Here is a 26,537-nt window from a genome sequence, read left to right on the forward strand (position 1 = left end):
TGCGGGACGCCGCCTGAGACCGATGGTGCGGGTGGTCGGGGTCGAACCGACACTCCTTGCGGAACGGGATTTTGAGTCCCGCGCGTCTACCAATTTCACCACACCCGCATGCGGAGCGGCGCTGTTACCCGCGTGGACGCCGGACTTCAAGCCCGCGCGCGCAGCCCGGTGGCACCAACCCGCCATCCTGTGACCGTTTCATCCTATAAGGGACAGTATCGTTGCGGATACGCACCGACCCTGACAAATGCGTCAATACCCGATATGGTGTGAACCTCCAGACACTGCTTTTGAAGCGAGTAGGATGGGATCGGGACGGGGGAGCCGAGCCGTGAAGCAATTTTACGAACAGGATGCCGAGACGGTTCCACCGCGGCCGGGCAGCCGTCTCGTGGTCCGTCTGGTCGCCGAGATGCAGTTGGCGGGGGGCACCGACGTGATCCGGGCGCTCGAGGACCATCTCGGCACCCGCGTCGGCATCGATCGCGCGATGTTCCTGCTGGTGGTGCTGCGCGAGGGTGCGCGGTTCCGCGGCTCCTCGACCGGGGTCGCCTCGCATCTCACCGCCTGTGGCGAGGGGATCAGCATCAACGCGATCGCGATGTCGCTGGGGCGTCCGTTCGAAACCGTCCGCCGCCACATCAACGCGCTGATCGGCCTGGGCGTCTGTGTGCGGACCCCGACAGGGGTGATCGCCTGCCCCGACATGCTCGAGCGACCACGCTTCGCGACGTTGCTGACCCTGCTGCACGATCGCATGGTGGCGCTGATCGAGCAGCTGGCGGATTTCGACGTCGCGCTTCCCGCGACGCGCGTCGGCCAACCCTATGATCCCGATGCGACCATCGCGGCGGCGACCGACCTGATCCTTTCGCCGTTCGAATATGCCGGAAGCCGTTACCGCAGCTGGCTCGGGATGGTCACCGTCAGCGCGGTGGTGATCGCCTCGAGCCGGCGCATCACCCTCGATCCGGTGTTGGCGCGGCGCTATTCGGATGCCGATACCATCCCGCCCGAGGCTTTGCGCGCCGCCGTCACGGTCAGCGCGATTGCGCGTGCCGTGCGGACAAGCGATTCGACCGTCCGGCGCGAGATCGAGCGTGCGATCGGGCTGGGCTATCTCAAGCGCGTGCCCGGCGGCGTGATCGCGTCCGAAGCCTTCCTGCGCAGCCCGACGATCGCGCGCGGCGGGCAATTGGCAACCGAGCGGACCTCGCAGGTCTTGCAGCGGCTGAGACCCGGCGGCTTCCGTTTCGACGACCCCGCACGCTGCTATCTCGACGGCAAGCCACCCTTGATCGCCTATAGCTGAGCTCAGGCGCGCGGCGCCTGCCGGCGATAGCTCAGCGCCTCGGCGACGTGGAGCCGCCCGACCTGCTCGACACCCGCAAGATCTGCGATCGTGCGCGCGACGCGGAGGATCCGCGTATAGCCGCGCGCCGACAGCCGCATCGCCGCCGACGCCTGTGCCAGCAAGGCGCGCCCGGCCTCGTCGGGGGTGGCGACCGCGTCGAGCAGTTCACCATCGATCTCGGCATTGGTCCGCACCGGATGCGCCGCGTAGCGCGCGGTCTGGAGATCGCGCGCGGCGGCGACGCGCGCCGCGATCTCGGTCGATCCTTCGGCCGGCGGCGGCAGCACCAGGTCGGCCGCGCTCACCGCCTGCACCTCGATATGCAGGTCGATCCGGTCGAGCAGCGGCCCCGACACCTTCGCCTGATAATCCGCCGCACAGCGCGGCGCGCGGCTGCACGCCAGCGCGGCATCGCCGAGATGCCCGCAGCGGCACGGGTTCATCGCCGCGATCAGCTGGACGCGCGCCGGGAAGGTGACATGTGCATTGGCGCGCGCGACGCTGACCGTCCCCGTCTCGAGCGGCTGGCGCAGCGAATCGAGCACCGCGCGCTGGAATTCGGGCAGTTCGTCGAGGAACAGCACGCCGAGATGCGCGAGGCTGACCTCGCCCGGCCGCACTTTCAGTCCGCCGCCGACCAAGGCCGCCATCGACGCCGAATGGTGCGGCGCGCGATACGGCCGCGCGCGCGTCATCCGGCCGTTCACCAGTGTCCCGGCGACGCTGGCGACCATCGACACTTCGAGCGCCTCGGCCGGGTCGAGCGGCGGCAGGATGCCCGGCAGGCACGCCGCCATCAGCGACTTGCCCGAGCCCGGCGGCCCGACCATCAGCAGATTGTGCGCGCCGGCCGCGGCGATCTCGAGCGCGCGCTTGGCGGTTTCCTGGCCCTTCACCTGCCGCAGGTCGGGCCCCGCCACCGGCGCGTCGATCTCGCCCGGCAGCGGCGCGCCGAGCAGGCTGTGTCCCTTGAAGTGGTTGATCAGCGACAGGATGTCGGGCGCCGCCAGCACCGCCTGCCCGGCCCACGCCGCCTCTGCTCCCTGCGCGGCAGGGCAGACCAGCCCGAGCCCGCGTTCGGAGGCATGCAGCGCCGCGAGCAGCACGCCCGGCGACGGCGCGATCCGCGCGTCGAGCCCCAGTTCGCCGACGATGACATAGTCGCTCAGCGTCTCGGCATCGACGATCCCCATCGCGCCGAGCAGTGCCAGCGCGATCGGCAGGTCGAAGTGCGAGCCTTCCTTGGGCAGGTCCGCCGGCGACAGGTTGACGACGATTCGCTTGGGCGGCAGCGCCAGCCCCATTGCCGCGATCGCCCCGCGCACGCGCTCGCGGCTCTCACCGACCGCCTTGTCGCCCAGGCCGACGACGTGGAAGGCGGGCAGGCCCGGAATGAGCTGCACCTGCACCTCGACCGCGCGCGCCTCGAGCCCCAGATACGCCACCGTCGATACGCTCGCGACCATTGCCCATCCCCCCCGGAAGTCGCGGCAGCATAACGCTTTTTTGGCTTCGGGAAACCGCGCGTCGATGGCGTGCGCGCGTCGCGCCTTGTGCAGAGCCGCTGCGGGACCCACATCGGTCGACGATGAAGGCTCCCCGCAACCGTGTCGTCCGTACCCTGTGGTTCTCCACCGGCATCGTGCTGGTGGTCGTCTCGCCGGTCGTCGGCGCGATTCCCGGGCCAGGCGGGATTTTCGTCTTCGCCGCCGGGCTCGCGCTGATGCTGCAGAATTCGCACCGCGCCAAACGCGTCTTCGTCGATACCAAGCGCCGCTGGCCCAAGGTCGGCCATTATGCCGACATGGGGCTGCGTCGCCAAAGTGCCGCGCGGCGGCGCGCGCGCGACAAGGTCGTGGCGGACGACGGCCCGCCGCCCTCGTTTCGTACGCGCCTCGCCGAGATTCTCGCGCCGCCGTCCAGCGATCGCACACGTTGACTTTCGCAGGGCTCACCTTTAAGCGCAGCCCACCAAGGCCGTCCTCGTGGCGGCCGTTTTCTATTTAGACGTGCCCCGGGCAGAATTACAGGGAATGAACGATGAAGCGGACCTTTCAGCCGAGCAATCTGGTGCGCGCACGCCGCCACGGGTTCCGCTCGCGCATGGCGACGCCGGGCGGCCGCAACGTGATTCGCGCGCGCCGCAATCGCGGCCGCAAGAAGCTGTCGGCCTAAGCAACCCCGTCGGCGGAGCCGACATACGGACTTTGCAGGTTCGCCGCGATTTTCTCGCGGCGAACGGCGGCAAGCGCGCGCCGATGCCGGGCTTCGTCCTGCAGGTGCGCGCGCGCAATGATGGTTCGCCCGACATGCGTGTCGGCTTCACCGTCACCAAGAAGATCGGCAATGCCGTGGTCCGGAACCGCATGAAACGGCGGTTGCGGGCTTTGGCGCGTGATGTGCTCCCCGATTCGGGCGTGCGCGGCGCGGACCATGTGCTGATCGGCCGCAATGGCGGAATCGAGCGCGACTATGCCGTGCTGCGCGCCGAACTGACCAAGGCGCTGGCGAAGGTGGCGCGGTGAGCCCCATGCTCCCTACCGTCACGCCGGCCTTGTGCCGGGGCCCACTCGGCATCCCGCGCAACGCCCGGACTGCAAACGCTGCGCAAGCCGCGTGGTGGGCCCCGGCACAAGGCCGGGGTGACGGGTTGGCGCTTGGTGACGGGTTGCGCCCATGCTGACCCGCCTCCTCGTCCTGCTCGTACGCGGCTGGCAGGTCGGCCCCTCCGCGATCCTCCCGCCCTCCTGTCGCTATCAGCCAAGCTGTTCCGCCTATGCAATCACCGCCTTACGCCGCTATGGCGCGGTCAAAGGTGGGTGGTTGGCGGCCAAGCGAATCGCGCGATGCCATCCCTGGGGCGGGTTCGGACCCGATCCCGTGCCCTGAAGACTCCCGCGAGTGACGAACGGATAACGCCAGCGTGAAACAAGACACCCGCAATTTCATCCTGTTCGCGGTGCTCGCCGCGATCATCCTGTTCGGCGGGAATTTCCTGTCTGCGCGCTTCTTCCCGCGTGCCGCCAATCCCCCCGCCACGAAGATGGTCGACGGCAAGAGCCAGGTCGTCAACACGCCGACCGGCCCCGCCGCGACAGGTGCCGCCGCCGTGCGCGATCTCAAGATCGTCCAGGCCGAGAGCCCGCGCGTCGCGATCCGCACCGCCGACCTGCAGGGCTCGATCAACCTCAAGGGCGGGCGGATCGATGATCTCACGCTGACCAAGTACAAGCAGACGATCGACAAGAATTCGCCGCCGATCCGCTTGCTCTCGCCGCGCGGCACCAAGGACGCCTATTTCGCCGGCTTCGGCTGGAACGGCGACGGCGTCACCGTTCCCAATGGCGACACGGTCTTCACCGCCAGCGGCACCGCGCTGACCCCGACGACGCCGGTCACGCTGCGCTGGGCGAACGGCCAGGGCCAGGTCTTCGCGCTGACGTTCGCGATCGATGCGAAGTACATGTTCACCGTCCGCCAGAGCGTCGCCAATGCCGGCCCCGCACCGATTTCGCTGAGCCCCTATGCGCTCGTCTCGCGCTCGGGCGTCGGCACCGAGCCCGACACCTGGACCAACCATATCGGCCCGATCGGCGTGTTCGACAAAGGCGCGACCTACGACATCACCTTCGACAATCTGAAGGGCAAGGACGCGACCTTCATGGGCAAGATCTGGGGGAGCAACGCCAAGGCCGGCGACAACTTCTTCGACGCCAAGGGTGGCTGGCTCGGCTTCGGCGACAAATATTTCCTCGCCGCCGTCATCCCCGACCCCAAGGCCCAGGTCCATGCCGGCTTCCACGCCGCCAAGGGCGACACCTTCCAGGGCGACTTCACGCAAGCCCCGCGCGTCGTCGCGCCGGGCAAGGCGCTCGTCTCGACCGCAAAGTTCTTCGCCGGCGCGAAGGAAACCAACACGCTCGACCGCTATGAGGACCGCCTCGGCATCCAGCATTTCGGCAAGGCGATCGACTGGGGCTGGTTCGAGGTCGTCGAAAAGCCGATCTTCAAATATCTCGACTGGCTGTTCCGCATGATCGGCAACTTTGGTGTCGCGATCATCCTGCTCACCGTCACGATCCGTACGCTGATCTTCCCGGTGGCGCAGCGCCAGTTCGCCTCGATGGCCGCGATGAAGGCGATCCAGCCGAAGATGAAGGCGATCCAGGAAAAGTATAAGGACGACAAGCCGCGCGCGCAGCAGGAAGTGATGGCGCTGTACAAGGCCGAGAAGGTCAATCCGCTCGCGGGCTGCCTGCCGACCTTGATCCAGATCCCGATCATGTACTCGCTGTACAAGGTGCTGCTGCTGACGATCGAAATGCGCCACCAGCCGTTCGTCGGCTGGATCCACGATCTGTCGGCGCCCGATCCGGCGACGATCCTCAACCTGTTCGGTTACCTGCCGTACCACTTGCCGCCGTTCCTCGCGATCGGCATCGTGCCGGTACTGCTCGGCATCTCGATGTTCTTCCAGTTCAAGTTGAACCCGGCGCCAATGGACGATGCCCAGAAGCAGGTGTTCGCGATCATGCCATGGGTGCTGATGTTCGTGATGGCGCCGTTCGCGGTCGGCCTGCAGGTCTACTGGATCACCTCGAACCTGTGGACCGTCGCGCAGCAGCGTTTGCTGTACGCGCGGCACCCGGGCCTCAAAGAGCCGGCGGTGAAGAAGTGAGCATGACCCTGAAAATCCTCCCCCGGAAACCGGGGGAGGGGGACCGCTCGGCTCCTTCAGCCGAGGGGTGGAGGGGGGCGACGGCGGTTGTCGCGCCCAGCTCCGGCCCCCTCCACCATTTTGCTGAAGAAGCAAAATGGTCCCCCTCCCCCGCTGCGCGAGGGAGGATTTAAGATGCCGTTCGAACCTGAAGACATCGAGATCGCGCGGAAACTCTTCGCCGGGCCGATCGCGTTCCTGAAATCCGCCCCGACGCTCGAGTTCATCCCCGAGCCGACGGTCAACGAAGTGGCCTTCGCCGGCCGGTCGAACGTCGGCAAGTCGTCGCTGCTCAACGCGCTGACCAACCGCAACTCGCTCGCGCGCACCTCGAACACGCCGGGCCGCACGCAGGAGCTGAACTTCTTCGACGTCGGCAATCCGCTGGCGTTCCGCCTCGTCGACATGCCGGGCTACGGCTACGCCAAGGCGCCGAAGGATCTGGTCAAGAAGTGGCGCTTCATGGTCAACGATTTCCTGCGCGGGCGCGACGTGCTCAAGCGCGCGCTTGTGCTGATCGACGCGCGCCACGGCATCAAGGAGGTCGATCGCGACATCCTCGAGATGCTCGATAAGGCGGCGGTGAGCTACCGCATGGTCATCACCAAGGCCGACAAGATCAAGGCGTCGGAGCTGGCCGAGGTCACCGAAGCGACCACGGTCGAAGCGCGCAAGCGCCCGGCGGCGCATCCCGAAATCCTCGTGACGTCGAGCGAAACCGGGCTCGGCATCCCCGAACTGCGCGCGGCGGTGATCGAGGCGGTGCGCTGAGCCGTCAGACCTCGACGTAGGTCGCCGCCACCTCCACCGGAAACGCCACCGAGCGCGCGATAAAACAATGCGCGTGGATCCGCGCATGGATCGCATCCGCCACCGCCAGGTCGCTCCCCGCCGCCAGCTCGATCCGGGGCCGCAACACCGCCTTCACGAAGCGCCCGGTCCCGTCGGGTTCGCTCTCGCCCACGCCGAGCGGATCGTCGGCGTAGCCCGTCACCACCACCCCCGCGCTGCTCGCCAGGTGCAGATACCAGAGCATGTGACACCCGGCCAAGCTCGCCAGCAGCAAGTCCTCGGGGTTGGGCAGCGCCGGATTGCCGCCGAGCGAGGGATCGTTCGAGCACGCCACCACCGGCTTGCCCGGCGTCGCGATGTCCCACGTCCGGTCGTAGCCGCGATAGCGGCGCGTGCCGTCGCCGCGGTTGCCGGTCCATGCGATCCGGGCGGTGAAATCGTGGCCGGCCATGCTACCCCTCGATGACATGGGGCACGAAGCGCGCGCCGTTGCCGGTGATCGGTCCGTCCTCGCGAATCCCCATCCCCGCCGGCGCGCCGTCGACGATCCATGCGCCGATCACCGGGCGCTGCTCGCCGCTGCCGGGCAGGTCGTAGAGCGCCTGATAGACGAACCCCTCCTCGCCATAATCGCCGCCGGTCTCGGCCAGCGTCGCGCCCGCTTTCACCAGCGTCACGTTGGCGCCCTCGCGGGCGAGCAATGGCTTGCGGACATGATCGCCGACAAGCGGACTGCGCCGCGCCTCGAGCAAATTGGGATGCCCCGGAAACAGCTCCCACAGCACCGCGAGGATCGCCTTGTTGCTCCACAGCATCTTCCAGATCGGCTCGATCCACAGCGTCGTCGACAGGCTCTCGACCAGTTCCTTGCCGAACGGCTCATGCACCAGCCATTCCCACGGATAGAGATGGAAGATCGCGTCGATCGGCGCGTTGTCGAGATCGACGAATCGCCGCCCAGCTTCGTCCCAGCCGAGCTGCGCCATCTCGATCAGCCGCGTGTCGATCCCCGCGGCGCGCGCGGTGTCGGCGAGATAGGCGGTGGTCACGCTGTCCTCGCCCGCGGCATCGGCGACATGCGCCAGATAGAGCGCGCTGGTGCCCGGCGGCGGCGCGATGTCGCGCCACTTGGCGATCAGCGCGTCGTGCAGCCCGTTATACTGGTCGAGCGCGGGGAAGACCGCCTCTTTCCAGTCCCACTGGATCACCGCCGCCTCGACCAGCGATGTCGGCGTGTCGCAGTTGAACTCGAACAGCTTGGGCGGCCCCGCGCCGTCATAGCCGAGGTCGAAGCGCCCGAAATTGAGCGCGGCCGGCTCGCCGTTCCACGAATCGCGGATCGCCGTGTGGCAGAAAGCGGGAATGCCGAAGTCGCCGAGCAGGTCGCGGTCGATCACATGCTGACCGGCGGCGAGGAACATCTCGTACAGCTCGGCACTCGCCGCCTCGATCGTCGCGATCTGCTGCGCGGTGAAGCGATAGCAGGCGCTCTCGTCCCAATAGGGCTTGTCGCCGGCGCTGTGCCAGACGAGCCCGAGCGCCTCGACCCGCGCGCGCCAGTCGGCGCGCGGCGTGCAGTCTGTGCGGCGCATCACTCGCCCGCCCCGCCGCCGCCACTGCGCGCGCTCATCCCGAAGCCGCCGCGCGAGACGGTCGCCGACGACGCGCGGGCATAGCCGACGCCGGCGCGCGGCGTGGTGGTGCCACCCGCCAGCGCCTGCCCCCGCGGCGGAACCATGCTGCCGCGCGACAGATAATACCAGGTCGCCGCCCCGAGGATCGCGCCGTTCATGCCGTGCCCGCCGCCGCTGCGCGCGCACTTGGCGTCGTCGGTGCGCAGGCCGTTCGCGTCGCGGCACACCGCGACGTCGGATTTGGCGACGTCGGCGGACGGGCTGCACGCGCTGGCGAGCAAGGCGGTCGCCACCGCGCTCGTCATCGGCAAAAGGCGCGGGTCGAACTTGCGGCTGGCCATGGTCTGCTATTTCCCTCTTCTCGCACCGCTTCTACCGCGCGCGGGGCGGCGCGAACAGCGAATCCGGTAGCGGGACTTACGCCGCCTTGGGTTCGACCAAGGCGAGGAACGGTTTGGCGAGCCCGTGATAAAGCCGCTCGCGACACACCAGCGTGCTCGCGGCATCGGCGATCAGCGCAGTCGCGAACAGCGGCAGGATCAGCCCGCGCGCCGCGGTCGCCTCCATCACGATGATCACCGCGGTCAGCGGCGCACGCACCACGCCGACGAAGTACGCGGTCATGCCGAGCAGGACGACCGCACCCGCCGGCTGGCCAGCGAACAGCCCGGTGAGCAGATTGCCGAACCCGGCCCCCACCGCGAGCGACGGCGCGAAGATCCCGCCCGGTGCGCCACTGAGCGTCGTGGCGAGCGCCGCCACGAACTTGGCCGGCCCGAACCAGTCCGACTGCCCCTGCCCCTCGACCAGCGCGCGAGTCGCGCCATAGCCCGTCCCCCAGGTCGCCCCGCCGGTCGCGATACCGAGGATCGCCACCACCAGCCCGCAGCCGCCGGCAAACAGGATCGGATGCGCCCGCGCCGCCGCGATCGGCCGCCAGCGCGCGCCGGCAAAGCCGAGCACCAGCCGCGAGAACAGCCCGCCCGCCGCACCGCCGAGCACCCCCGCGACCGGCGTGATCAGCAACACCGCCGAAACGCCGAGCGTCTCGCGCATCACCCCGAAATAGACATAGTCGCCGGCGATCCCGAGGCTCACCAGGCCGGCGATCATCACCGCGCCCATCACCAGCACCGCGACGCGCTGCTCATAAGCGGCGGCAAGCTCCTCGATCGCGAAGGCGACCCCGGCGAGCGGCGTGTTGAACGCTGCCGCGACACCCGCCGCGCCGCCCGCGATCAGCACGCCCGAGGTGATCGGCACGCGGAAGTAGCGATGCACCCGGACCATGATCGCCGCGCTAATCTGCACCGTCGGCCCCTCGCGCCCGACCGATGCGCCGCCGAGCAGCATCACGATCGTCAGCACCAGCTTGACGCTCGCCGTCCACAGCGAGACGAGCGCGTTGCTCGCCGGCGTATCGGGGGCCCGGCTCGCAGCGATGACCTGCGGGATGCCCGATCCGCGCGCATACGGCGCGGCACGGCGGGTCACCCAGACGACGAGCACGAACAGCGCCGGCGTCAGCGCGATCGGCGCGTACGGGAAACGCGCGACGAAGCCGCCGAACAGCGCCTGCGCGCGGTCGCTCGCGCCCGCAAACAGCAAGGCGACCAGCCCGAGCAGCACCGCGCCAACCCCGGTCGCGAGCCGCCGCCGCAGCCGCCCGAGTTGCATCCCCGCCTGGCGCGCGCCGCGACGCCGCCACACGATCGAGACCAGCCGCAGGGCATAAGGTGCGTTACGATTCATGGCCGCGCTCATGCGCGATTGTGCCGCACGGCGCCACCGTCGATGCGGTTGCACGGCGTCGGCGGCTCGCTTAGGCAGGGCCTATGAAACTGATCATCGGCAACAAGGCCTATTCCTCCTGGTCGCTGCGCGGCTGGCTCGCCTGCAAGCAATCGGGCCTGCTGTTCGAAGAAGCGGTCGTGCCGCTCTACGATGCCGAGTGGGACAAGCGTCGCGAGGGCGACGAATTCGCGCCCTCGTCGGGCAAGGTGCCGATCCTGTGGGACGGCGACGCCGTGGTGTGGGACAGCCTGGCGATCGTCGAATATCTCGCCGAGAAGACGTCGCGCGACCTGTTCTGGCCCGCCGACGATGCCGCGCGCGCGATGGCGCGGTCGATGGCGGCGGAAATGCATTCGAGCTTTACCGCGCTGCGCCGCAAGCACAGCATGAACGTCCGCCAGATCTTCCCGCCCGTCGCGCCAGACGCCGACGTGCTCGCCGATCTCGAGCGGATCATGGAATTGTGGGCACAGGCGCGCGCGCGCTTCGGCGGCGAGGGCGATTTCCTGTTCGGCGCGTTCGGCGCGGCCGACATCATGTATGCGCCGGTGGTGACGCGCATCGTCACCTACAGCCTGCCGATCGCGCGCTTCGCCGCACCCTATATGGACGCGGTGCTCCACCACCCCTTCATGCAGGACTGGATCGCCTCGGCACAGGAAGAGGAATGGGTGATCGAACAGTTCGAGCAGCCCGCGGCGACGACCTGACACCCCAGATCCGTTCGTACTGAGCCTGTCGCAGCCCTGCCCCCAGCACGCTGAGCGCCAGCCTGCTGCGAGGTGCCTTTCGGCAGGCTCAGGGCGAACGGCACATGGTGCAGCCTGGGTGGAAACGGCGCTACGGCACCCGCTCGGTGGGATACGGCGTCCCGTCCTTCCGCTCATAGCCGCTGGGCAGGAAGCACATATCGATATCGGAATATTCGCCCCCCAGCAGCCGCGGCCCGGCGCCGATCGCGACGAACACGCACGGCGCATCGCTGCGATTCTGCAGATGGTGCCCGTCCTCGACCCCGGCCGCGAAGGTCGCCACGTCGCCCGCCCGCAGGATCGTCTCGCCGCCTTCCTCGACCAGCACCGCCTCGCCCGACAGTATCACGACCAGTTCGTCCTCATCGGCATGCCAGTGGCGCTGCGACGACCAGCCGCCGGGTGCGAGCGTGACATGGCTCGCCCCGAAATGCGTCAGGCCCGATGGCGGCGCGAGCCGGCGATACCATCGCCCCTCGACCGCCGCGTCGAACGGCGGGGGATAGCCCGTCGCATTGGTCTGCGGGATTGTATCGAGGTCGAGCTTGGGCAATGTCGCCTCCATGGATAGAGACCCGATCTTGCCCGCTTCCGTCGCCCTCGCCAAGGCGCTGCTCGGCTGCGAAAGCGTTACCCCGGCGCGCGGCGCGGTGTTCGACGTGCTGGAGGCGGCGTTGCTGCCGCTCGGCTTCAGCGTCGATCGCTTCGTTGCGGGCGAAGCCCCCGACGGCCCGGTCGAAAATCTGCTCGCGACGCGCGGCGGCAGCGGGCCGCATCTCGCCTTCGCTGGCCATCTCGACGTCGTCCCGCCGGGCGAGGGCTGGACGAGCGGCGCGTTTGCGCCCGAGATCCGCGGCGATCTGCTCTACGGACGCGGCGCGGTCGACATGAAGGGCGCGATCGCCGCGTTCGTTGCGGCGATCCCGCCGCTCGACCCGGGCGCCCCCGGCGCGCCGCTCAGCCTGATCATCACCGGTGACGAGGAAGGCCCCGCCACCTTCGGCACCCGGGCGCTGATCGAGCGGATGGCCGAAACCGACGTGCGCCCCGATTTCTGCCTGGTCGGCGAACCGACCTCGGCAGCCAGGCTCGGCGACATGATCAAGATCGGCCGGCGCGGCTCGGTCAATCTGTGGATCGACGTGCCCGGCAAGCAGGGCCACGTCGCCTACCCCCACCTCGCCGACAACCCGATCCCGCGGCTGGTCGCGATACTCGCCGAGATCGAGGCGATCGTGCTCGACCACGGCAATGCCTGGTTCCAGCCGTCGAATATCGAGACCACCGACATCACCGTCGGCAATCCTGCGACCAACATCATCCCGGCGCACGCCTCGGCGCGGCTCAGCATCCGCTTCAACGACGAGCAGAATGGCGCCGCGCTGGTCGAGCGGATCACGACGCTCGTCCAGCGGCACGATCCCGCCGCCTCGGTGACGGCCCGTATCTCGGGCGAGGCGTTCCTGACCGCACCCGGCGCTTTCTCGACGCTGATCGGGGACGCGATCGCACGCCATACCGGTCTGCGCCCCGACCTCTCGACCACCGGCGGAACGTCCGACGCGCGCTTCCTTTCGACGCTGTGCCCGACGGTCGAGTTCGGGCTGGTCAACGCGACGATGCACAAGCTCGACGAGGCGGTCGCACTCGACGATCTCGTCGCGCTGAGCGCGATCTACGCGACGCTCATCGCCGACATCGCCCGGCTTTAACCGATTCCAATGGATCGGGAATCGCCGCGACTCGCGGAGATTCCTAGCTTTTCATGGACGCGAGTCGCCGATTGGCGTAGGCTTGGGTTTATCCTTAACGGTGCGCGGGCATGCCGATCGATCCCTGGTTCTTCGTTGCGATCGCGTGCAGCCTGGCGGGCTATGGACTGTATCTGGCTGGCCTGCGCCGACACCTCGTCCAGCCCAACCGCGCATCCTGGCTGATCTGGAGTGCGGCGACTGCGGTCGAGGCGGCGACCTATGCCGCGGTCAACCCGGGTGCGCTGCAAGGCTGGGTGTTCGCGCTGTCGACGCTGGCCTGTATCGCGGTGACGATCGGCATCTGGCGCCGCTCGGTGTGGAGCGCGCCATCGCGCGGCGAGATCCTCTGCACCGCCGCCTGCCTCGCCGCGCTGACCCTGTGGATCGTGTCGCGCAACGCTTTCTGGGCGCACATGCTCGTCGTCGTCGCGGTGCCGGTGAGCTTCTGGCCGACCTGGCAGAGCGTGCTCGAGGATCGCACGCGCGAGCGCTCGCCCGCGTGGGGGCTGTGGTCGATCGGCGATCTCGCCACGCTGCTCGTCGCGACGCGCAGTGGCGACCAACAGGCGAGCGAATATGCCTATATCCTGGTCGAACTCGGCTGCCATGCGAGTGTCTGGTTCATGGTCGGGCTGGCGACGATCAACCCGCTGCGCTCGCTCGGCTTTCGTGCCGGGCGGCTCTACATCCTCGATGCCTATCGCCCCACCGCCAACCTGTTCGCGGTCGGCGAGACGCATCTCGGCAAGGCGGTCTATGCCGCGGCGGGCTTTGCCGAGGGCGACGCGATCGTGCGCTTCACCGGCCGCCGCTTCCGCGCCGATCGCGTGCCGAGCCTGATGCGCGGATCGAGCGATCGCTTCGTCCAGGTGACGCCCGAGCATTTCATGGGTCCATCGGGGCAGATCGACGACCTGATCAACCATAGCTGCGCGCCCAATGCCGGGCTGCGCTTCGCCGCCGGCAGCGTGACCCTGGTCGCCGTGCGCGACATCGCGCCGGGCGAGGAGATCAGCTGGGACTATTCGACCACGCTCGCCGAATCGAACTGGCACATGATCTGCCAGTGTCGCGCACCCGAGTGCCGTCGCGTGATCGGCAATTTCTCGACGCTCAGCCCGGAGCGACAGGAGTGGTTCCGCTCACGCAACCTCGTCGCGCCGTATCTTCGCCGCAGCGACGATGTGAACACCGCGCGCACCCGCGCGGCCTGACGGCTATGCGTCGAGCAGCGCGCGAATCCGCGTTGCGAGCGTCTCGATCGCAAAGGGTTTGGCGAGCAGCGCGGTGCCCGAGTCGCGCGGGCCGTCGCCGAACACCGCAGTCTCGGCAAAGCCGGTGATGAACAGGATCGGCAGGTCGGGGCGCAGCCGCCGCGCCGCATCGGCGACCTGGCGCCCGTTCATCCCGCCGGGCAGGCCGACATCGGTGATCAAGAGATCGATCTGCCCGGCCGTGGCGAGGTGGTCGAGCGCGCCAGCGCCGGTCTCGGCCTCGTCCACGCGGTAGCCCAGCTCCGAAAGTCCCTCGCGCAGCATCATCCGGACGGCCGGCTCGTCGTCGACGATCAGCACCGTCGCGCCCACGCGCCCCGCCGCCGCCCGATCGAGCGCGGCGAGGCCTGCCCCTGCTGCCCGCGGCACCGCTGCCGCCAGCGCGGTGCGCGGCAGGAACAGCGCCATCGTCGTGCCGGCACCGGGCGCCGAGCGGATCTGCACCGCGCCGCCCGACTGGCGCACGAAGCCGTAGATCATCGACAGCCCCAGGCCCGTCCCCTGCCCGATCGGCTTGGTGGTGAAGAACGGGTCGAACGCGCGCGCGATCACATCGGGGCTCATCCCGGTGCCAGTATCGGTGACGCTGAGCACGAGATATTCGCCCGCCGCCAGCTCAGACGCTGCGGCCGCTTCGGCATCGAGCGTCGCATTGTGCGTCGCAATCCTGACCGTACTGCCCGCCGGACTGGCGTCGCGGGCGTTGATACACAGGTTGAGCAGCGCATTTTCGAGCTGGTTGCCGTCGACCAGCACCGCCCAGCTCGTCGCGTCGGTCGCGATATCGAGCGTGATCGCGGGGCCGAGCGTTCCGCGCAGCAGGTCGGTCATCCCTGCGATCAGCTGCGGCACGTCGACCGGGCGCGGATCGAGCGGCTGGCGGCGCGAGAAGGCGAGCAGCCGGTGCGTCAGCGCCGCCGCGCGCGCGACACCGGCTTGCGCGGCGCCGATATAGCGCGGCAGATCGTCGAGCCGGCGTTGCTGCAAGCGCAGCTGCATCAGTTCGAGCGCACCCGACATGCCGGTCAGCAGATTGTTGAAATCGTGCGCCAGCCCGCCCGTCAACTGGCCGACCGCTTCCATCTTCTGCGATTGGCGCAGCCGATCCTCGAGCTCACGCTGGCGGCTGACGTCGACCACCACGCCGACCACCGTCTCCGGTTTGCCCGCAAGATCGTGCAGCACGTGGTTGCGCGCCATCACCCAGCGCAGCGTGCCGTCGGGCAGCAGCAGGCGATATTCGTGCGCGCCGTCGCGTCCGGTCGCCTGGGCATGATCGATCGCGCCGCGCAGGATCGGCAGATCGTCGGGGTGGACCCGCGCCGCAAGATCGGCGAGCGAAACGCCCTCGTCCATCTGCGCGCTCGAAAAGCCGTAGATCGCGCCGAACCCGCTCTCGCTGGCGAAGCGATCCTGCGCGACGTCATAGGTCCACACCCCGACGCCCTCCATCGCCTCGAGCACCATCCGCGTTCGCGCATCTGCCGCGCGTACCGCGGCCTGTTGGCGGCGTTCCTCGGTCACGTCGCGCGCATTCGTGTAGAGCCGGTTGCCGACCAGCGTGGTCTGCCATGCGAAGGTGCGATAGCTGCCGTCGCGCGTCCGCAGCCGCTTCTCTAGCTGGTGCGTCACGCCACTCGCGGCGATCCGCGCAATTTCCGCGGCGCTGCCGCCGGTATCCTCGGGATGGCGGATCCACTGCGTGCCACGCCCGAGGACTTCCGCCTGCGTCCAGCCGAGCAGACGCTCCCATGCCGGGTTGACCGACAGCCAGTGCCCTTCGCGATCCGCAATGCCGAGCAGATCGTTGCTGACGTTCCAGAGCTGGTCACGCTCGGCGGTGCGCGCGGCGACGGTGTCGGTCAGGTCGATAGCGTGCGCGCGCAGCCGCGCGGTGGCGCGCACGCGGGCGACCGCATCCCAGCTGAGTTCGGCGACCTCCTCGATCAGCGCGATCTCGTCGCCTGTCCAGGCGCGCGGCACCGCCTGGCTCACGTAGAAGGCCCCCTGCCAGGCGCCGCCGCGCACCAGCGGAACGCTGACCCCAGCCTGCGTGCCGACCGCCGAGAGCGCCGCGCCGTCGGGCGCCGCCGGGTCGTCCGGCGTGGCGAAAACCAAAGTGGCGCCGCGGCCGACGGTGGCGCCCATGCGCTTGCCGAACAGCGCGGACGGCATCGAGCCGGTCAGTGGCGGCAATGCCCCGCTGATCCAGCAGGCGCCATAGTCGATCATCCCGTCGGGCGTGACCTCGAAGAAGCCCGAGCGATCGACGCCGAGATAGGCACCGACCGCTTCGGCCGAAACCTGCATCACGTCGTCGGGATCGCTGTGCGTACGCTGTCGCTCGACCAGGGTGAGGACGAAATCGCGCTCCGCCTTGCTCTTGCGCAGCGCGCGCTCGGACAGGATTTGCGCGGTCACGTCGATCCCCTGGCCGAATATCCCGCAGGTCACACCATGCGCGTCCTGGATCGGGGTGATCGCATAGGTCCAATAGGTCTCGGTCGGCACGCCGGCGCGCTGCATCATCAGCCGTTGCGCGCTCGACACCACCCCCTCGCCGCTGGCCATGGCCGCGGCGAACTGCGGCGCGAGGACCGGCCAGATGTCGGCGCGCGCCTGGGCCGCGGGGAGGCCGAGCTGTGCGGGGTGGCGATCGGCAATCTCGATCCACGCATCATTGTAGAGCAGGATATAATCCGGCCCCCAATAGATCGCGCCGGGAAAGGCGGAGCGCAGGCACAGGCTGACGCTCGACTTGAGCGCGGCCGGCCAGTCGCACGGCGCGCCGAGCGGATGTCCGGTCCAATCGCGGTCGCGCAGCAGCTGCGCGACGGCCCCGCCGCCGTCCAGAAACCGCAATCCCGCCCCACTGGGACCAGCCGCGGTTCCGGGATCTAGGGATGCCATAAGCTTCTGGTCTCGCGCGCACATTTGCCAAACATCGGCGAGACGATGGTGCGGTTTCGCCGATGCGCTGTCAACTCGGCACCGCGGGCCCACCCACGGCCGCCCGCGCGATCACAACGCGCCGAGATCGATCTCCGCAAACCGGTCGACCGAAGCATTCGCCGCGGGCATCGGATATTTGAGCCCGGTCGCGCAGTTGAACAGCACGACGCGCTCCTCCTCGTCGACCTCGCCGGTGCGCAGCGCCTCGCGATAGGCGGCCAGCGTCGCGCCGCCTTCGGGGCAGAGCAAAAGCCCGTCCTTCGTGGCGCAATCCTCCACTGCTTGCAGGATCGCGGGATCGCCGACGCCCGGCGCCTTGCCGCCGCTCGCGCGGACCGCACGCAGGATCAGGAAATCGCCGACCGCCCTGGGCACGCGGATGCCAGCAGCGACGGTCGCGGCGTCTTCCCAGCGCTCGGCATGTTCTTCGCCCGCTTCGAAAGCGCGGACGATCGGCGCACAGCCGCTTGCCTGGACGGCATACATGCGCGGCCGCTCGGGGCCGATCCAGCCGAGCTTTTCGAGCTCGTCGAACGCCTTCCACATGCCGATCAGCCCGGTGCCGCCACCGGTCGGGTAGAAGATCGCATCGGGCAGTTTCCAGCCGAACTGCGCGGCGAGCTCGAGCCCCATCGTCTTCTTGCCCTCGATTCGGTACGGCTCCTTGAGCGTCGAGAAGTCGAACCAGCGGCCTTCCGCGGCGCCGCGCCCGACGATCGCGCCGCAGTCATCGATCTGGCCGTTGACGCGGTAGACGCGGGCGCCCTGCGCGGCGATTTCGCGGATATTGACCTCGGGCGTTTCCTCCGGCGCGAGCACGATCGTCTCGATCCCGCAGCGCGTCGCATAAGCGGCAAGTGCGGCGCCGGCATTGCCGTTGGTCGGCATCGCGATCCGGGTGACGCCCAGTTCCTTTGCCATCGCCACCGCCATCACCAGGCCGCGCGCCTTGAAGCTGCCCGTCGGCAGGCGCCCTTCGTCCTTGACCAGCACGTTGGCGCTGCCCGAACTCTTGGGGATGGCCACCAGCGGCGTCTCGATCTCGCCGAGGCTGACGATGTTCTCCGTGCGCCGCACTGGCAGCAGCTCGCGCCAGCGCCACAGATCGGTCTGCCGCGCCTCGAGCGTGGTCTTGGGAAGCGCGGCTTTGACCGCCTCCAGATCATAGCGGACAAGCAGCGGCCGCCCGACGCGCGACAGGCCTTGGAGTTGGTCGGCTTCGTAGCGCTCGCCGGTCAGCGAGCATTCGAGATGCGTCACGAAGGTCTGGCGGTCGGCGGTCAGATTGGCGTTGATCGACATGAAGCATCTCCGACTCGCACGGGTCGCGCGGGATAAGCCCAGGAAAGGCGCGATAAGGGGGCTGGCAGTGGCTACCGGACGCACAGCCCCACGCTAGGCGGCGGGACTGGCAAATCCATACCCGCCGCGGCGTGAAACGGCGGTCAGCCCGCCTTCGCCACGCCCACCAATGCCGGCCGCAGCAAGCGGTCCTTGATCATGTAGCCCGACTGCATTTCCTGCACGACGGTGCCCGCCGGCTGGTCGCTCGGCAGCTCGAACATCGCCTGGTGGAAGTTCGGGTCGAGCTTCTCGCCGATCGTCGTCATCTTCTTGATGCCGTGGCGCTGGAATACCGCCTCGAGCTCGCGGCCGGTCGCCTCGAGCCCGGCGACGAGGCCCTTCATCTTCTCGTCGGCGCGCAACTCGGCGGGGATAGCCTCGAGCCCACGCGACAGATTGTCGGCAACCGAGAGCAGGTCGCGCGCGAAGTTGGTAGACGCGTACGCACGCGCATCGGCGGTTTCCTTCTCGGCGCGGCGGCGGACGTTCTGTGCCTCGGCATGTGCGTAGAGCACGGCCGCCTTCGATTCGGCGAGCTCGGCGCGCAGCTTGGCGGTCTCGTCATGCTCGGCAACCTCGGGCGCCGCTGCGGCGGTCTCCTCGCGCAGCTCGGCCGCGTCGTTTGCCACGGTGGTCTTTTCGTCTTCGATCATGTCGTCCCTAGTCCATTCAAGCCATGAGCCGCGCAAGCGTCGCGGCAGTGTAATCCACCATGGGCACGACGCGCGCATAGTTCAACCGCGTCGGGCCGATCACGCCGACGACTCCGACCACGCGACCGTCCAATCCGCGGAACGGTTTGGCGATCACCGACGAGCCCGACAGCGAGAACAATTTGGTCTCCGCGCCGATGAAGATCCGCGTCGCGTCGCCCGCGCTGGCGTTGTCGAGCAGCCGGGCGATGTCCTGCTTGCCCTCGAGATCGTCGAGCAGGAAGCGCACACGTTCGAGATCGGCGGCGGCGGCATCGTCGATCAGGCGCGCCTGGCCGCGCACGATCAGCACCGGGCGGCGCTCGCCATCCTCGCTCCAGATGGCCAGACCGCGTTCGATCAGCGTCCGTGCGGCGCCATCGAGCTCGGCGCGTTCGGCCAGAAGTTCGCGCTCGATCTTCGCGCGCGCCTCGAACAGCGTGAGGCCGCCGAGCATCGCGCTCATGTAGTTGCCGGCCTCGATCAGCGCCGAGACCGGCAGGCCCGGCGGCAGGTCGATCACGCGATTTTCGATCGAGCCGTCCTCGCCGACGAGCACCGCGAGCGCCTTATCTGCCGACAAGGGCACGAAACTCATCTGCCGCAGCACGAGTTCGCGCTTGGCCACCATCACCATGCCGGCGCAGGCCGACAGGCCCGACAGCGCTGCGGTGGTGGCGGCGATCGCTTCCTCGACCGGGCCGCTCTGGACGAGCTGGCGCTCGATCGCGGCGCGCTCCTCGAGCGAGGGCTCGAGCGCCTGCATCATCCCGTCGACGAACAGGCGCAGGCCGATCTCGGTCGGCATCCGCCCCGCGCTGGTATGCGGCGCGGCGAGCAGGCCGAGTTCCTCGAGATCCTGCATCACGTTGCGGATCGAGGCAGGTGAGAGGTTGAGGCCCGACAGATGCGCGATCGTGCGCGACCCGATCGGCGCGCCGGTATCGAGATAGCTCTGCACGACGACGCGGAAGACGTCGCGGGCGCGGTCGTTGAGCTCGGTGATCGGGGGCAGCCGCATAGGGGGTATATGGGGGGCAGGTGCGAAAGGCTCAACTGGTTGGTTGCGCGAGGTGGTCAGAGCCAGCGTCTAGCCCCCCGTCGCCGGGGAAGCGATTTGAGATTGGGCAGCCCTCAGCGCCTCCCCTCCTCGTCGCTCGCGCGATCGGGATCGCGCGTCACGGTCCATTCCTGTTCGAACAGCGCCGCATCGGCGACCTTGCGCCCGCTCGCATCGCGCGCCGGGCGGAAGCGGACATCTTTCAGCGCGAGCGCACAGGTCGCGGCGTCGAGCGCGCGATTGCCGCTCGACTTGACCACGCGACAGTCGCTCAGGCGACCATCGACGCCGATCGTCGCATGATAGGTCACCATCCCGGCCGCCTGCGAATCATAGATGTCGCGCGGCAGATCGCGATAGCGCAGCTCGTTGCTGATGAGCTCGGCGTCGGTCCCCCCGCCCCCGCCATCGCCGTCGCCAGCATCGCCGCTGCCGGTGCCATTGCCCTGCCCGCCACTGCCGGTGCCCGGCCCGGCGACGGGCGCGGCGCCGGTCGAACGTTCGAACCCGACTCCGGCGATCGGTGCGACCACCACCGGCGGGGGTTGCCGCAACACGATCGGCGGCGGTGGTGCGACGATCTCGGTCGCCTTCGACTTGAGGTTGGGCGGCGCGGCGGCGCCTTCCTTGCGCTTCTCGGCCTTTTCCCGCGCGGGCACCGGATCGGGCTTGGGTGGCGGCGATTCGGGCAGCACCGAGATCACCGTCAGGTCGTCGGCGATGCGGCGCTGGAAATCGACGCCGAGCCCCATCACCAGCCCATAGCCGATCAGCCCGACCAGCGCCGCCGCGCCGCCCGCTCCGATGATCCGGTCCTGCCGTGTTGCTGCGTACCCCGTCATGTCCTGCGCTTCGTCCTCGGCCCCGAATGTGGGCATCCGCCGCCCCCAGCCAAGGGGTGACACCCGCCCAACGCACAGCTAGGGCGACTCGATCATTTCCAGGAGATTCCCCATGCGCCCAAGCGGCCGCACCCCCGACCAGATGCGCACGATCACGATCGAGCCGCGCTTCACCAAACATGCGGAAGGGTCGGTGCTGATCGGCTTCGGCGACACCAAGGTGCTGGTCACGGCGTCGATCGAGGAGAAGGTCCCGCCGTTCCTGCGCGGCAAGGGCGAAGGCTGGGTCACCGCCGAATATGGCATGCTCCCGCGCGCCACGCACACGCGCGGCAGCCGCGAAGCCGCCAAGGGCAAGCAGTCGGGCCGGACGCAGGAAATCCAGCGCCTCATCGGCCGTTCGCTGCGCGCCGTGACCGACCTGAAGCTGCTCGGCGAGCGCCAGATCGTGCTGGATTGCGACGTGATCCAGGCCGATGGCGGGACGCGCACCGCGTCGATCTCGGGCGCGTGGGTCGCGCTGCGGCTGGCGATCGACGGGCTGATGGCGAGCGGCAAGCTCACCGCCGACCCGCTGACGCAGAAGGTCGCGGCGATTTCGTGCGGGATCTTCAAGGGCACGCCGGTGCTCGACCTCGACTATGACGAGGATTCGAACGCCGACGCCGACGCCAACTTCGTGCTGCTCGAAAACGGCAACATCGCCGAAGTCCAGGCGACGGCCGAGGGCGCGACCTATGACGAGGAAGCGCTGCTGCGCCTGCTCCGTCTGGCGCGGATCGGCTGCACCGACATCTTCGCCGCACAAGCCAAAGCGGTTGCAAAATGAGCGAAGAGGTCGTGCCGCAGGCGATCCGCAAGCTCAGCCCGGGCAAGCTCGTCATCGCCAGCCACAACGCCGGCAAGGTGCGCGAGATCGGCTTCCTGCTCGCCGAGCATGGCATCGAGGCGATCTCGGCGGCCGACCTCGACCTGCCCGAGCCCGAGGAGACCGGCACGACCTTCGTCGCCAACGCCGAACTGAAGGCGTTGCAGGCGGCGGATCTGTCGGGCCTGCCTGCGCTCGCCGACGATAGCGGGCTCTGCGTCGAGGCGCTCGGCGGCGATCCCGGCGTCTACACCGCCAATTGGGCGGAGACGCCGAACGGCCGCGACTGGACGCTGGCGATGACCAAGGTCGAGCAGGCGCTCGCCACCAAGGGCCCTGATGCGAGCCGCGCGGCGCATTTCGTTTGCGTGCTCGCGCTCGCCTGGCCCGACGGGCATGTGCAATGGTTCGAAGGCCGTGCCGAGGGCACGCTGACCTGGCCGCCGCGCGGCGATGTCGGGTTCGGTTATGATCCGGTGTTCGTGCCCGCGGGTGGCGACCAGACCTATGCCGAGATGGATCCCGCGCAGAAGCATGCGATCAGCCACCGGGCGGATGCATTCGCGCAGCTGATTGCGGCGGTGCTCTAAGCCCTAATCCGTCACCCGGCCTTGTGCCGGGGTCCACCGTGCGGCGCAAATTGCGGTCAAATCGTGCGGCATCCGCGCGGCTGAGTGGACCCCGGCACAAGGCCGGGGTGACGGCGGAGGGCTGGGCTGGCGTAGCGGCGCCGGGGTGGCGGGGCGTGCGGTCCCGAGGCTCACCCCTCCACCCGACTCCCCACCACATTCCCCGGCGGCGTATAGCGGCACACCAGATAATCGTCGCTGCGGCTGCTCGCGAGCCCGCAGCCGACCTCGCGCGTGCGGCGCCAGACGATCTGGGTGTAATGCCCGACCTCCTGCCAACGCCCGGTCGTGCTGATGTCGGGAAACACGCCGGGGCGGTACATCCGCCCTTCGTCGACCCACAGCCGCACCATCTCGTCATAGCGATACGCCCCGCGCGAGCCCATGAAGAGGTTCTCGCCCTCGGGTGTCCGCCCGCGCACCCCGGTCGAATGCTTGAAATCGCGCGTCGCGGCGAGCGTCGCGGCATAGCGCGCTGCATCCGCCGCCAGTTCGTCGTTCCACGTCAAAGGCGGCGCGCCGACGGCGGCGCGCGCTGCGTTGTGCCCGGCGATCATCGCACGGCGCAGCAGCGCGTCGCCGCGCGCGGCGGGGACGTCGCTCAGCCGCGGCTCCTTCACCACCGGCGGACGCTCGGGATCGGAGGCAGTGCATCCGACCAGCAGTGCCAGCGGCGCGAGCACCAGCATCGGCACGAGCACCGGCAAACGAACGCGCATCTTTCGCAATCTCCTCGATACGCCCATAGGCCTGCCCGAATGAACGCCGCCGAAATGCCCCCGCTCGCGCTTTATGTCCATTGGCCGTTCTGCGTGTCGAAATGCCCCTATTGCGACTTCAACAGCCATGTCCGCGAGAGCGTCGACCAGGCGGCGTGGCGCGACGCGCTGCTCGCCGACCTCGCCTATGAGGCTGCCGCGCTGCCCGGGCGGCGGCTCGGCTCGATCTTCTTCGGCGGCGGCACGCCCTCGCTGATGCCGCCCGCTACGGTCGCGGCGATCATCGACGCGGCGACGACGCACTGGGCGCCCGAACCCGACATCGAGATCACGCTCGAGGCCAATCCTTCCTCGGTCGAGGCGGCGCGCTTCGCCGATATCGCGCGCGCCGGGGTCAATCGCGTGTCGCTCGGGTTGCAGGCGCTCGATGACGAAGCATTGGTCTTTCTCGGGCGCGCGCACGGCGTCGCCGAGGGGATCGCCGCGCTCGAAACCGCGCAGAACGCCTTCGCGCGCGTCAGCTTCGACCTGATCTACGCGCGGCCCGGGCAGACGCTTGCCGCGTGGGATGCCGAACTCACCCGCGCGCTCGCCTTCGGCACCGAGCATCTCTCGCTTTACCAGCTGACGATCGAGCCCGGCACGCGCTTCGCGACCGAAGCGGCGGCGGGGCGGATCGTCATCCCCGACGGCGACGCCGCTGCCGACCTGTTCGAGGCGACGCGCGCGACGACCACCGCGGCCGGGCTGCCCGCCTACGAGATTTCGAACCATGCGCGGCTCGGCGCCGAGAGCCGGCACAATCTCGTCTACTGGCGCTATCGCGATTATGCCGGGGTCGGCCCCGGCGCGCACGGGCGCCGCAGCGGGCTCGCCACCGCGCGCCACAAGAAGCCGGAGAATTGGCTCGGCGCGGTCGCGCGCAATGGCCACGGCGCGCAGATCGAGACGCCGCTGGTGCCGAGCGAGCGCGCGACCGAAGCGCTGCTGATGGGGCTGCGGCTGCGCGAAGGCGTCGATCTCGCGCGGATCGCCGGACTGGGCGCGACCTCGGTCGACGCGCTGATCGACTGGACGGCGGCGGCGAGGCTGGAAACGCAGGGACTGCTTGCGCGGGCAGGCGATCATCTGCGCGTAACCGAGGCGGGGATGCTGCTGCTCGACGCGATCCTGCCGCTGATCGTGCGAGGGTAAGACAGCAAACCATCACCCCGGGCTCGTCCCGGGGTCCACCGTGACGCGCGAGCGGACCTGGCAGCACGCGCGGCGCAGTGGGCCCCGGCACAAGGCCGGGGTGACGAAGTGGCAGTGCCCTTAGAACCCGCCCGGCGCAGGCGAGATCGTCACCGTCGTCCCGCCGCGAATTTCCTGCACTTCGAGCGCACGCTCGGCGACATTGTCGCGGCCGAAGCGGAACGCGCCGTCGATCCCGGCGAAACCACCGCGATCCTTCAGCCGATCCTCGGGGAACGCCGTCCCCATCGGCCAATCGCGCATGATACGGATCGTCAGCAGCACCGAATCGTAGCCGAGGCTCGACAAACGAAACGGCGCCGAGCCGAAACGCGCGCGGTATTTCGCGGCATATTGGCGGTACAGCCCGTCCGACACGCTGGCGAACCACGCGCCCTCGAGCGCGGGCTTGCTCGCGATCGACGCTTCAGAATTCCACAATTCGGTGCCCAGGATGCGCGCGCCGCCCATCCCCGTGCGGCGCAGCACGGGCACGCCCGTCGCCGCTGCACCGCCGCCATCGGCGATCAGGATCGCTTGATAGGGTGCGCTCTTGCCCATCCGCTGGATCGCGGCGCTCATCGATCCCGACACGCGGTCGTAGGTCTGCAGCGAGCCGACCCGGCCGCCGGCCGATTCGACCGCGCGAAGGAAGGCGGTCGACGCACGCTCGCCATACATGCCGTTGGGCACCAGCCCACCGAAGCTCGTCACGCCCTGGTCGTGCGCATAATTGACGACGCGGACGATCGACTGCGCCGGGACGTAGCCCATCAGATAGGCGCCATTGCCCGCCGCGGTGGTGTCGTTCGAGAAGCTCACCACGGGAACGCCGGCGCGGTGTGCGATCGGCGTCACCGCGCGGACGTCGTCGGCGAGCAGCGGGCCGAGGATCAGCTGGTTGCCGTCCGCCAGCGCGCGCTGCGCCGCCTGCGCGGCGCCCGCAGCGGTGTCATAGCTGGTGATGCGGACGCGCTCGTTGCGCGAATCGAGCAGCGCGAGCTGCGTCGCGTTGGCGAGGCTCTGCCCGACGCCGGCATTGGGGCCGGTCAGCGGCACGAGCAACGCGACGCGGTGGCGCTGCGTGTCGGTCGGGATGCCCTGCTCGACCGCTGGCTGCTGGTTCTGCGACGGGCGCTGCGCCGGCGGGCGCCGCGTCGGCGCGGGCCCCGGCACGACGGTTTGGCAACCCGCGAGCAAGACGGCGCCGACCAGCGCCACCCCGCGCAACAGTCGCTTAAACCCGATGGGACGTTGCGCGCCCATATCCCGCTCTGCCATGACCACTCCTGATGAACCCTGATCTTTCCCCCGGCCTCTACATCGTTGCCACCCCGATCGGCAATCTCGGCGATCTCTCGCCGCGCGCGGCGCATATCCTCAGCCACGCCGCGATCATCGCGGTCGAGGACAGCCGGGTGACGGGCAAGCTGTTGAACCATATCGGCGTGAAGCGGCCGATGACGCCGTATCACGACCATAATGCCGAGGACGTCCGCCCCGGCCTGATCGCGCGGATGGGGACCGAGGCGGTGGCCCTGGTGTCGGACGCGGGGACGCCGCTGATCTCAGATCCGGGCTACAAGCTGGTGCGTGATGCGCGCGCGGCGGGGCATACGGTGTGGACGATTCCGGGGCCGTGCGCGGCGGTGGCGGCGCTGACGCTTGCCGGCTTGCCGACCGACCGCTTCCTGTTCCTCGGCTTCCTGCCGTCGAAGGCGCAGGCGCGCGCCGCCGCGATCGCCGAGGTGGCGGCGGTGCGCGCGACGTTGGTGCTGTACGAATCGGGGCCGCGCTTGGGCGTGATGCTCGCGGCACTCGCCGAAGGGCTCGGGGATCGCGAGGCGGCGGTGACGCGTGAGATCAGCAAGCATTTCGAGGAAGCGGTGACGGGGACGTTGTCTGAGCTTGCCGCGCGCTATGCAGATGCGCCGCCCAAGGGCGAGATCGTTGTCGTGGTGGCCGGCCCCGGCGCACCCGAGGCGGCGAGCGCGGCCGATGCCGACAGCGCGCTGACCGAGGCGCTGACGCGGCTGTCGACCGGGCAGGCAGCGAGCGAAGTGGCCAAGGCGCTGGGGCTCGATCGCAAGACGCTCTACGCGCGGGCGCTTGAGTTGAAGGCCTGAT

Annotated in this window: 27 protein-coding genes and 1 tRNA gene; 14 read left to right on the forward strand and 14 right to left on the reverse strand. The window is 69.1% G+C overall.

All coding sequences use genetic code 11. The features are described 5' to 3' along the window. Positions 1–23: 23 nt before the first annotated feature. Positions 24–108: transfer RNA gene (locus U1872_RS07345), tRNA-Leu, on the reverse strand. A 223-nt stretch (positions 109–331) separates the two neighbouring features. Between U1872_RS07345 and U1872_RS07350 the strand changes: the two genes are divergently transcribed. Then, a complete protein-coding gene (locus U1872_RS07350; protein WP_332792233.1) occupies positions 332–1,312 on the forward strand; it encodes an ArsR family transcriptional regulator in 981 nt (326 codons plus the stop codon). A gap of 2 nt (positions 1,313–1,314) precedes the next feature. Here U1872_RS07350 and U1872_RS07355 read toward each other — a convergent pair whose 3' ends face one another. Continuing rightward, complete coding sequence (locus U1872_RS07355; RefSeq protein WP_332792234.1) at positions 1,315–2,820, reverse strand: YifB family Mg chelatase-like AAA ATPase; 1,506 nt, start codon at positions 2,818–2,820, stop codon at positions 1,315–1,317. 122 nt (positions 2,821–2,942) lie between these two features. On the opposite strand from U1872_RS07355, the gene U1872_RS07360 reads away from it, so the two are divergent. From U1872_RS07360 to yihA, 6 genes are all read left to right on the forward strand, one after another. Further along, on the forward strand, positions 2,943–3,293 hold the full coding sequence (locus U1872_RS07360) for a hypothetical protein (RefSeq protein ID WP_332792235.1): 351 nt from the start codon (positions 2,943–2,945) through the stop codon (positions 3,291–3,293). Between the two features lie 101 nt (positions 3,294–3,394). Next, on the forward strand, positions 3,395–3,529 hold the full coding sequence (gene rpmH / locus U1872_RS07365; RefSeq protein WP_010162954.1) for a 50S ribosomal protein L34: 135 nt from the start codon (positions 3,395–3,397) through the stop codon (positions 3,527–3,529). Between the two features lie 32 nt (positions 3,530–3,561). Then, on the forward strand, positions 3,562–3,879 hold the full coding sequence (rnpA, locus tag U1872_RS07370; RefSeq protein ID WP_332792236.1) for a ribonuclease P protein component: 318 nt from the start codon (positions 3,562–3,564) through the stop codon (positions 3,877–3,879). Between the two features lie 151 nt (positions 3,880–4,030). After that, complete coding sequence (gene yidD, locus U1872_RS07375; RefSeq protein WP_332792237.1) at positions 4,031–4,243, forward strand: membrane protein insertion efficiency factor YidD; 213 nt, start codon at positions 4,031–4,033, stop codon at positions 4,241–4,243. A 34-nt stretch (positions 4,244–4,277) separates the two neighbouring features. After that, positions 4,278–6,032, forward strand: coding sequence for a membrane protein insertase YidC (gene yidC, locus U1872_RS07380; protein ID WP_332792238.1), 1,755 nt, complete (start codon positions 4,278–4,280; stop codon positions 6,030–6,032). 174 nt (positions 6,033–6,206) lie between these two features. Continuing rightward, positions 6,207–6,842, forward strand: coding sequence for a ribosome biogenesis GTP-binding protein YihA/YsxC (yihA, locus tag U1872_RS07385; protein WP_332792239.1), 636 nt, complete (start codon positions 6,207–6,209; stop codon positions 6,840–6,842). Positions 6,843–6,846: 4 nt separating this feature from the next. Here yihA and U1872_RS07390 read toward each other — a convergent pair whose 3' ends face one another. From U1872_RS07390 to U1872_RS07405, 4 genes are all read right to left on the reverse strand, one after another. After that, complete coding sequence (locus U1872_RS07390) at positions 6,847–7,314, reverse strand: OsmC family protein (protein WP_332792240.1); 468 nt, start codon at positions 7,312–7,314, stop codon at positions 6,847–6,849. Position 7,315: 1 nt separating this feature from the next. Continuing rightward, on the reverse strand, positions 7,316–8,455 hold the full coding sequence (locus U1872_RS07395; RefSeq protein ID WP_332792241.1) for a glutathionylspermidine synthase family protein: 1,140 nt from the start codon (positions 8,453–8,455) through the stop codon (positions 7,316–7,318). Continuing rightward, positions 8,455–8,838, reverse strand: coding sequence for a hypothetical protein (locus tag U1872_RS07400; RefSeq protein ID WP_332792242.1), 384 nt, complete (start codon positions 8,836–8,838; stop codon positions 8,455–8,457). The genes U1872_RS07395 and U1872_RS07400 overlap by 1 nt, the downstream gene beginning before the upstream one ends. A gap of 76 nt (positions 8,839–8,914) precedes the next feature. Next, positions 8,915–10,261 (reverse strand): chloride channel protein, encoded by a 1,347-nt coding sequence (locus tag U1872_RS07405; RefSeq protein ID WP_332792243.1) that lies wholly within the window; start codon positions 10,259–10,261, stop codon positions 8,915–8,917. Positions 10,262–10,332: 71 nt separating this feature from the next. Between U1872_RS07405 and U1872_RS07410 the strand changes: the two genes are divergently transcribed. Then, positions 10,333–11,001, forward strand: a complete 669-nt coding sequence (locus tag U1872_RS07410) for a glutathione S-transferase family protein (RefSeq protein WP_332792244.1) — start codon at positions 10,333–10,335, stop codon at positions 10,999–11,001. Positions 11,002–11,131: 130 nt separating this feature from the next. On the opposite strand, the gene U1872_RS07415 is transcribed toward U1872_RS07410, so the two are convergent. Then, on the reverse strand, positions 11,132–11,596 hold the full coding sequence (locus tag U1872_RS07415; RefSeq protein WP_332792245.1) for a cupin domain-containing protein: 465 nt from the start codon (positions 11,594–11,596) through the stop codon (positions 11,132–11,134). Between the two features lie 10 nt (positions 11,597–11,606). Between U1872_RS07415 and dapE the strand changes: the two genes are divergently transcribed. Both dapE and U1872_RS07425 read left to right on the forward strand, forming a co-directional pair. Beyond that, complete coding sequence (dapE, locus tag U1872_RS07420; protein ID WP_332792246.1) at positions 11,607–12,755, forward strand: succinyl-diaminopimelate desuccinylase; 1,149 nt, start codon at positions 11,607–11,609, stop codon at positions 12,753–12,755. A 110-nt stretch (positions 12,756–12,865) separates the two neighbouring features. Beyond that, entirely contained in the window at positions 12,866–14,011 is a 1,146-nt protein-coding gene (locus U1872_RS07425) for an SET domain-containing protein (protein ID WP_332792247.1), read from the forward strand. 3 nt (positions 14,012–14,014) lie between these two features. Here U1872_RS07425 and U1872_RS07430 read toward each other — a convergent pair whose 3' ends face one another. The 5 genes from U1872_RS07430 to U1872_RS07450 form a co-directional block, all read right to left on the reverse strand. Continuing rightward, the gene (locus tag U1872_RS07430) at positions 14,015–16,933 is read right to left on the reverse strand and encodes a PAS domain-containing protein (protein WP_332792248.1); all 2,919 of its coding nucleotides are present in this window, start codon (positions 16,931–16,933) and stop codon (positions 14,015–14,017) included. Positions 16,934–17,092: 159 nt separating this feature from the next. Next, positions 17,093–18,325: a threonine synthase gene (locus tag U1872_RS07435; protein WP_332792249.1), complete on the reverse strand. Its 1,233-nt coding sequence runs from the start codon at positions 18,323–18,325 to the stop codon at positions 17,093–17,095. A gap of 143 nt (positions 18,326–18,468) precedes the next feature. Further along, a complete protein-coding gene (gene grpE / locus U1872_RS07440) occupies positions 18,469–19,020 on the reverse strand; it encodes a nucleotide exchange factor GrpE (RefSeq protein ID WP_332792250.1) in 552 nt (183 codons plus the stop codon). Positions 19,021–19,036: 16 nt separating this feature from the next. Further along, complete coding sequence (gene hrcA / locus U1872_RS07445) at positions 19,037–20,080, reverse strand: heat-inducible transcriptional repressor HrcA (RefSeq protein ID WP_332792251.1); 1,044 nt, start codon at positions 20,078–20,080, stop codon at positions 19,037–19,039. 113 nt (positions 20,081–20,193) lie between these two features. Continuing rightward, positions 20,194–20,997, reverse strand: coding sequence for an energy transducer TonB (locus U1872_RS07450; protein ID WP_332792252.1), 804 nt, complete (start codon positions 20,995–20,997; stop codon positions 20,194–20,196). 76 nt (positions 20,998–21,073) lie between these two features. Here U1872_RS07450 and rph point away from each other — a divergent pair, with 76 nt between their 5' ends. Continuing rightward, positions 21,074–21,790 (forward strand): ribonuclease PH, encoded by a 717-nt coding sequence (gene rph / locus U1872_RS07455; protein WP_133186384.1) that lies wholly within the window; start codon positions 21,074–21,076, stop codon positions 21,788–21,790. After that, positions 21,787–22,419, forward strand: coding sequence for an RdgB/HAM1 family non-canonical purine NTP pyrophosphatase (gene rdgB / locus U1872_RS07460; protein WP_332792253.1), 633 nt, complete (start codon positions 21,787–21,789; stop codon positions 22,417–22,419). The genes rph and rdgB overlap by 4 nt, the downstream gene beginning before the upstream one ends. 170 nt (positions 22,420–22,589) lie before the next feature. Here rdgB and U1872_RS07465 read toward each other — a convergent pair whose 3' ends face one another. Further along, on the reverse strand, positions 22,590–23,177 hold the full coding sequence (locus U1872_RS07465; protein WP_332792254.1) for a CAP domain-containing protein: 588 nt from the start codon (positions 23,175–23,177) through the stop codon (positions 22,590–22,592). A gap of 39 nt (positions 23,178–23,216) precedes the next feature. On the opposite strand from U1872_RS07465, the gene hemW reads away from it, so the two are divergent. Further along, positions 23,217–24,371, forward strand: a complete 1,155-nt coding sequence (gene hemW, locus U1872_RS07470; protein WP_332792255.1) for a radical SAM family heme chaperone HemW — start codon at positions 23,217–23,219, stop codon at positions 24,369–24,371. A gap of 120 nt (positions 24,372–24,491) precedes the next feature. On the opposite strand, the gene U1872_RS07475 is transcribed toward hemW, so the two are convergent. Next, positions 24,492–25,691, reverse strand: a complete 1,200-nt coding sequence (locus U1872_RS07475) for a penicillin-binding protein activator (protein WP_332792256.1) — start codon at positions 25,689–25,691, stop codon at positions 24,492–24,494. A gap of 11 nt (positions 25,692–25,702) precedes the next feature. Between U1872_RS07475 and rsmI the strand changes: the two genes are divergently transcribed. Next, entirely contained in the window at positions 25,703–26,536 is an 834-nt protein-coding gene (gene rsmI, locus U1872_RS07480; RefSeq protein ID WP_332792257.1) for a 16S rRNA (cytidine(1402)-2'-O)-methyltransferase, read from the forward strand. Position 26,537: the final 1 nt, after the last annotated feature.

The organism is Parasphingomonas frigoris (assembly GCF_036663815.1).
Lineage (GTDB): Bacteria > Pseudomonadota > Alphaproteobacteria > Sphingomonadales > Sphingomonadaceae > Sphingomonas.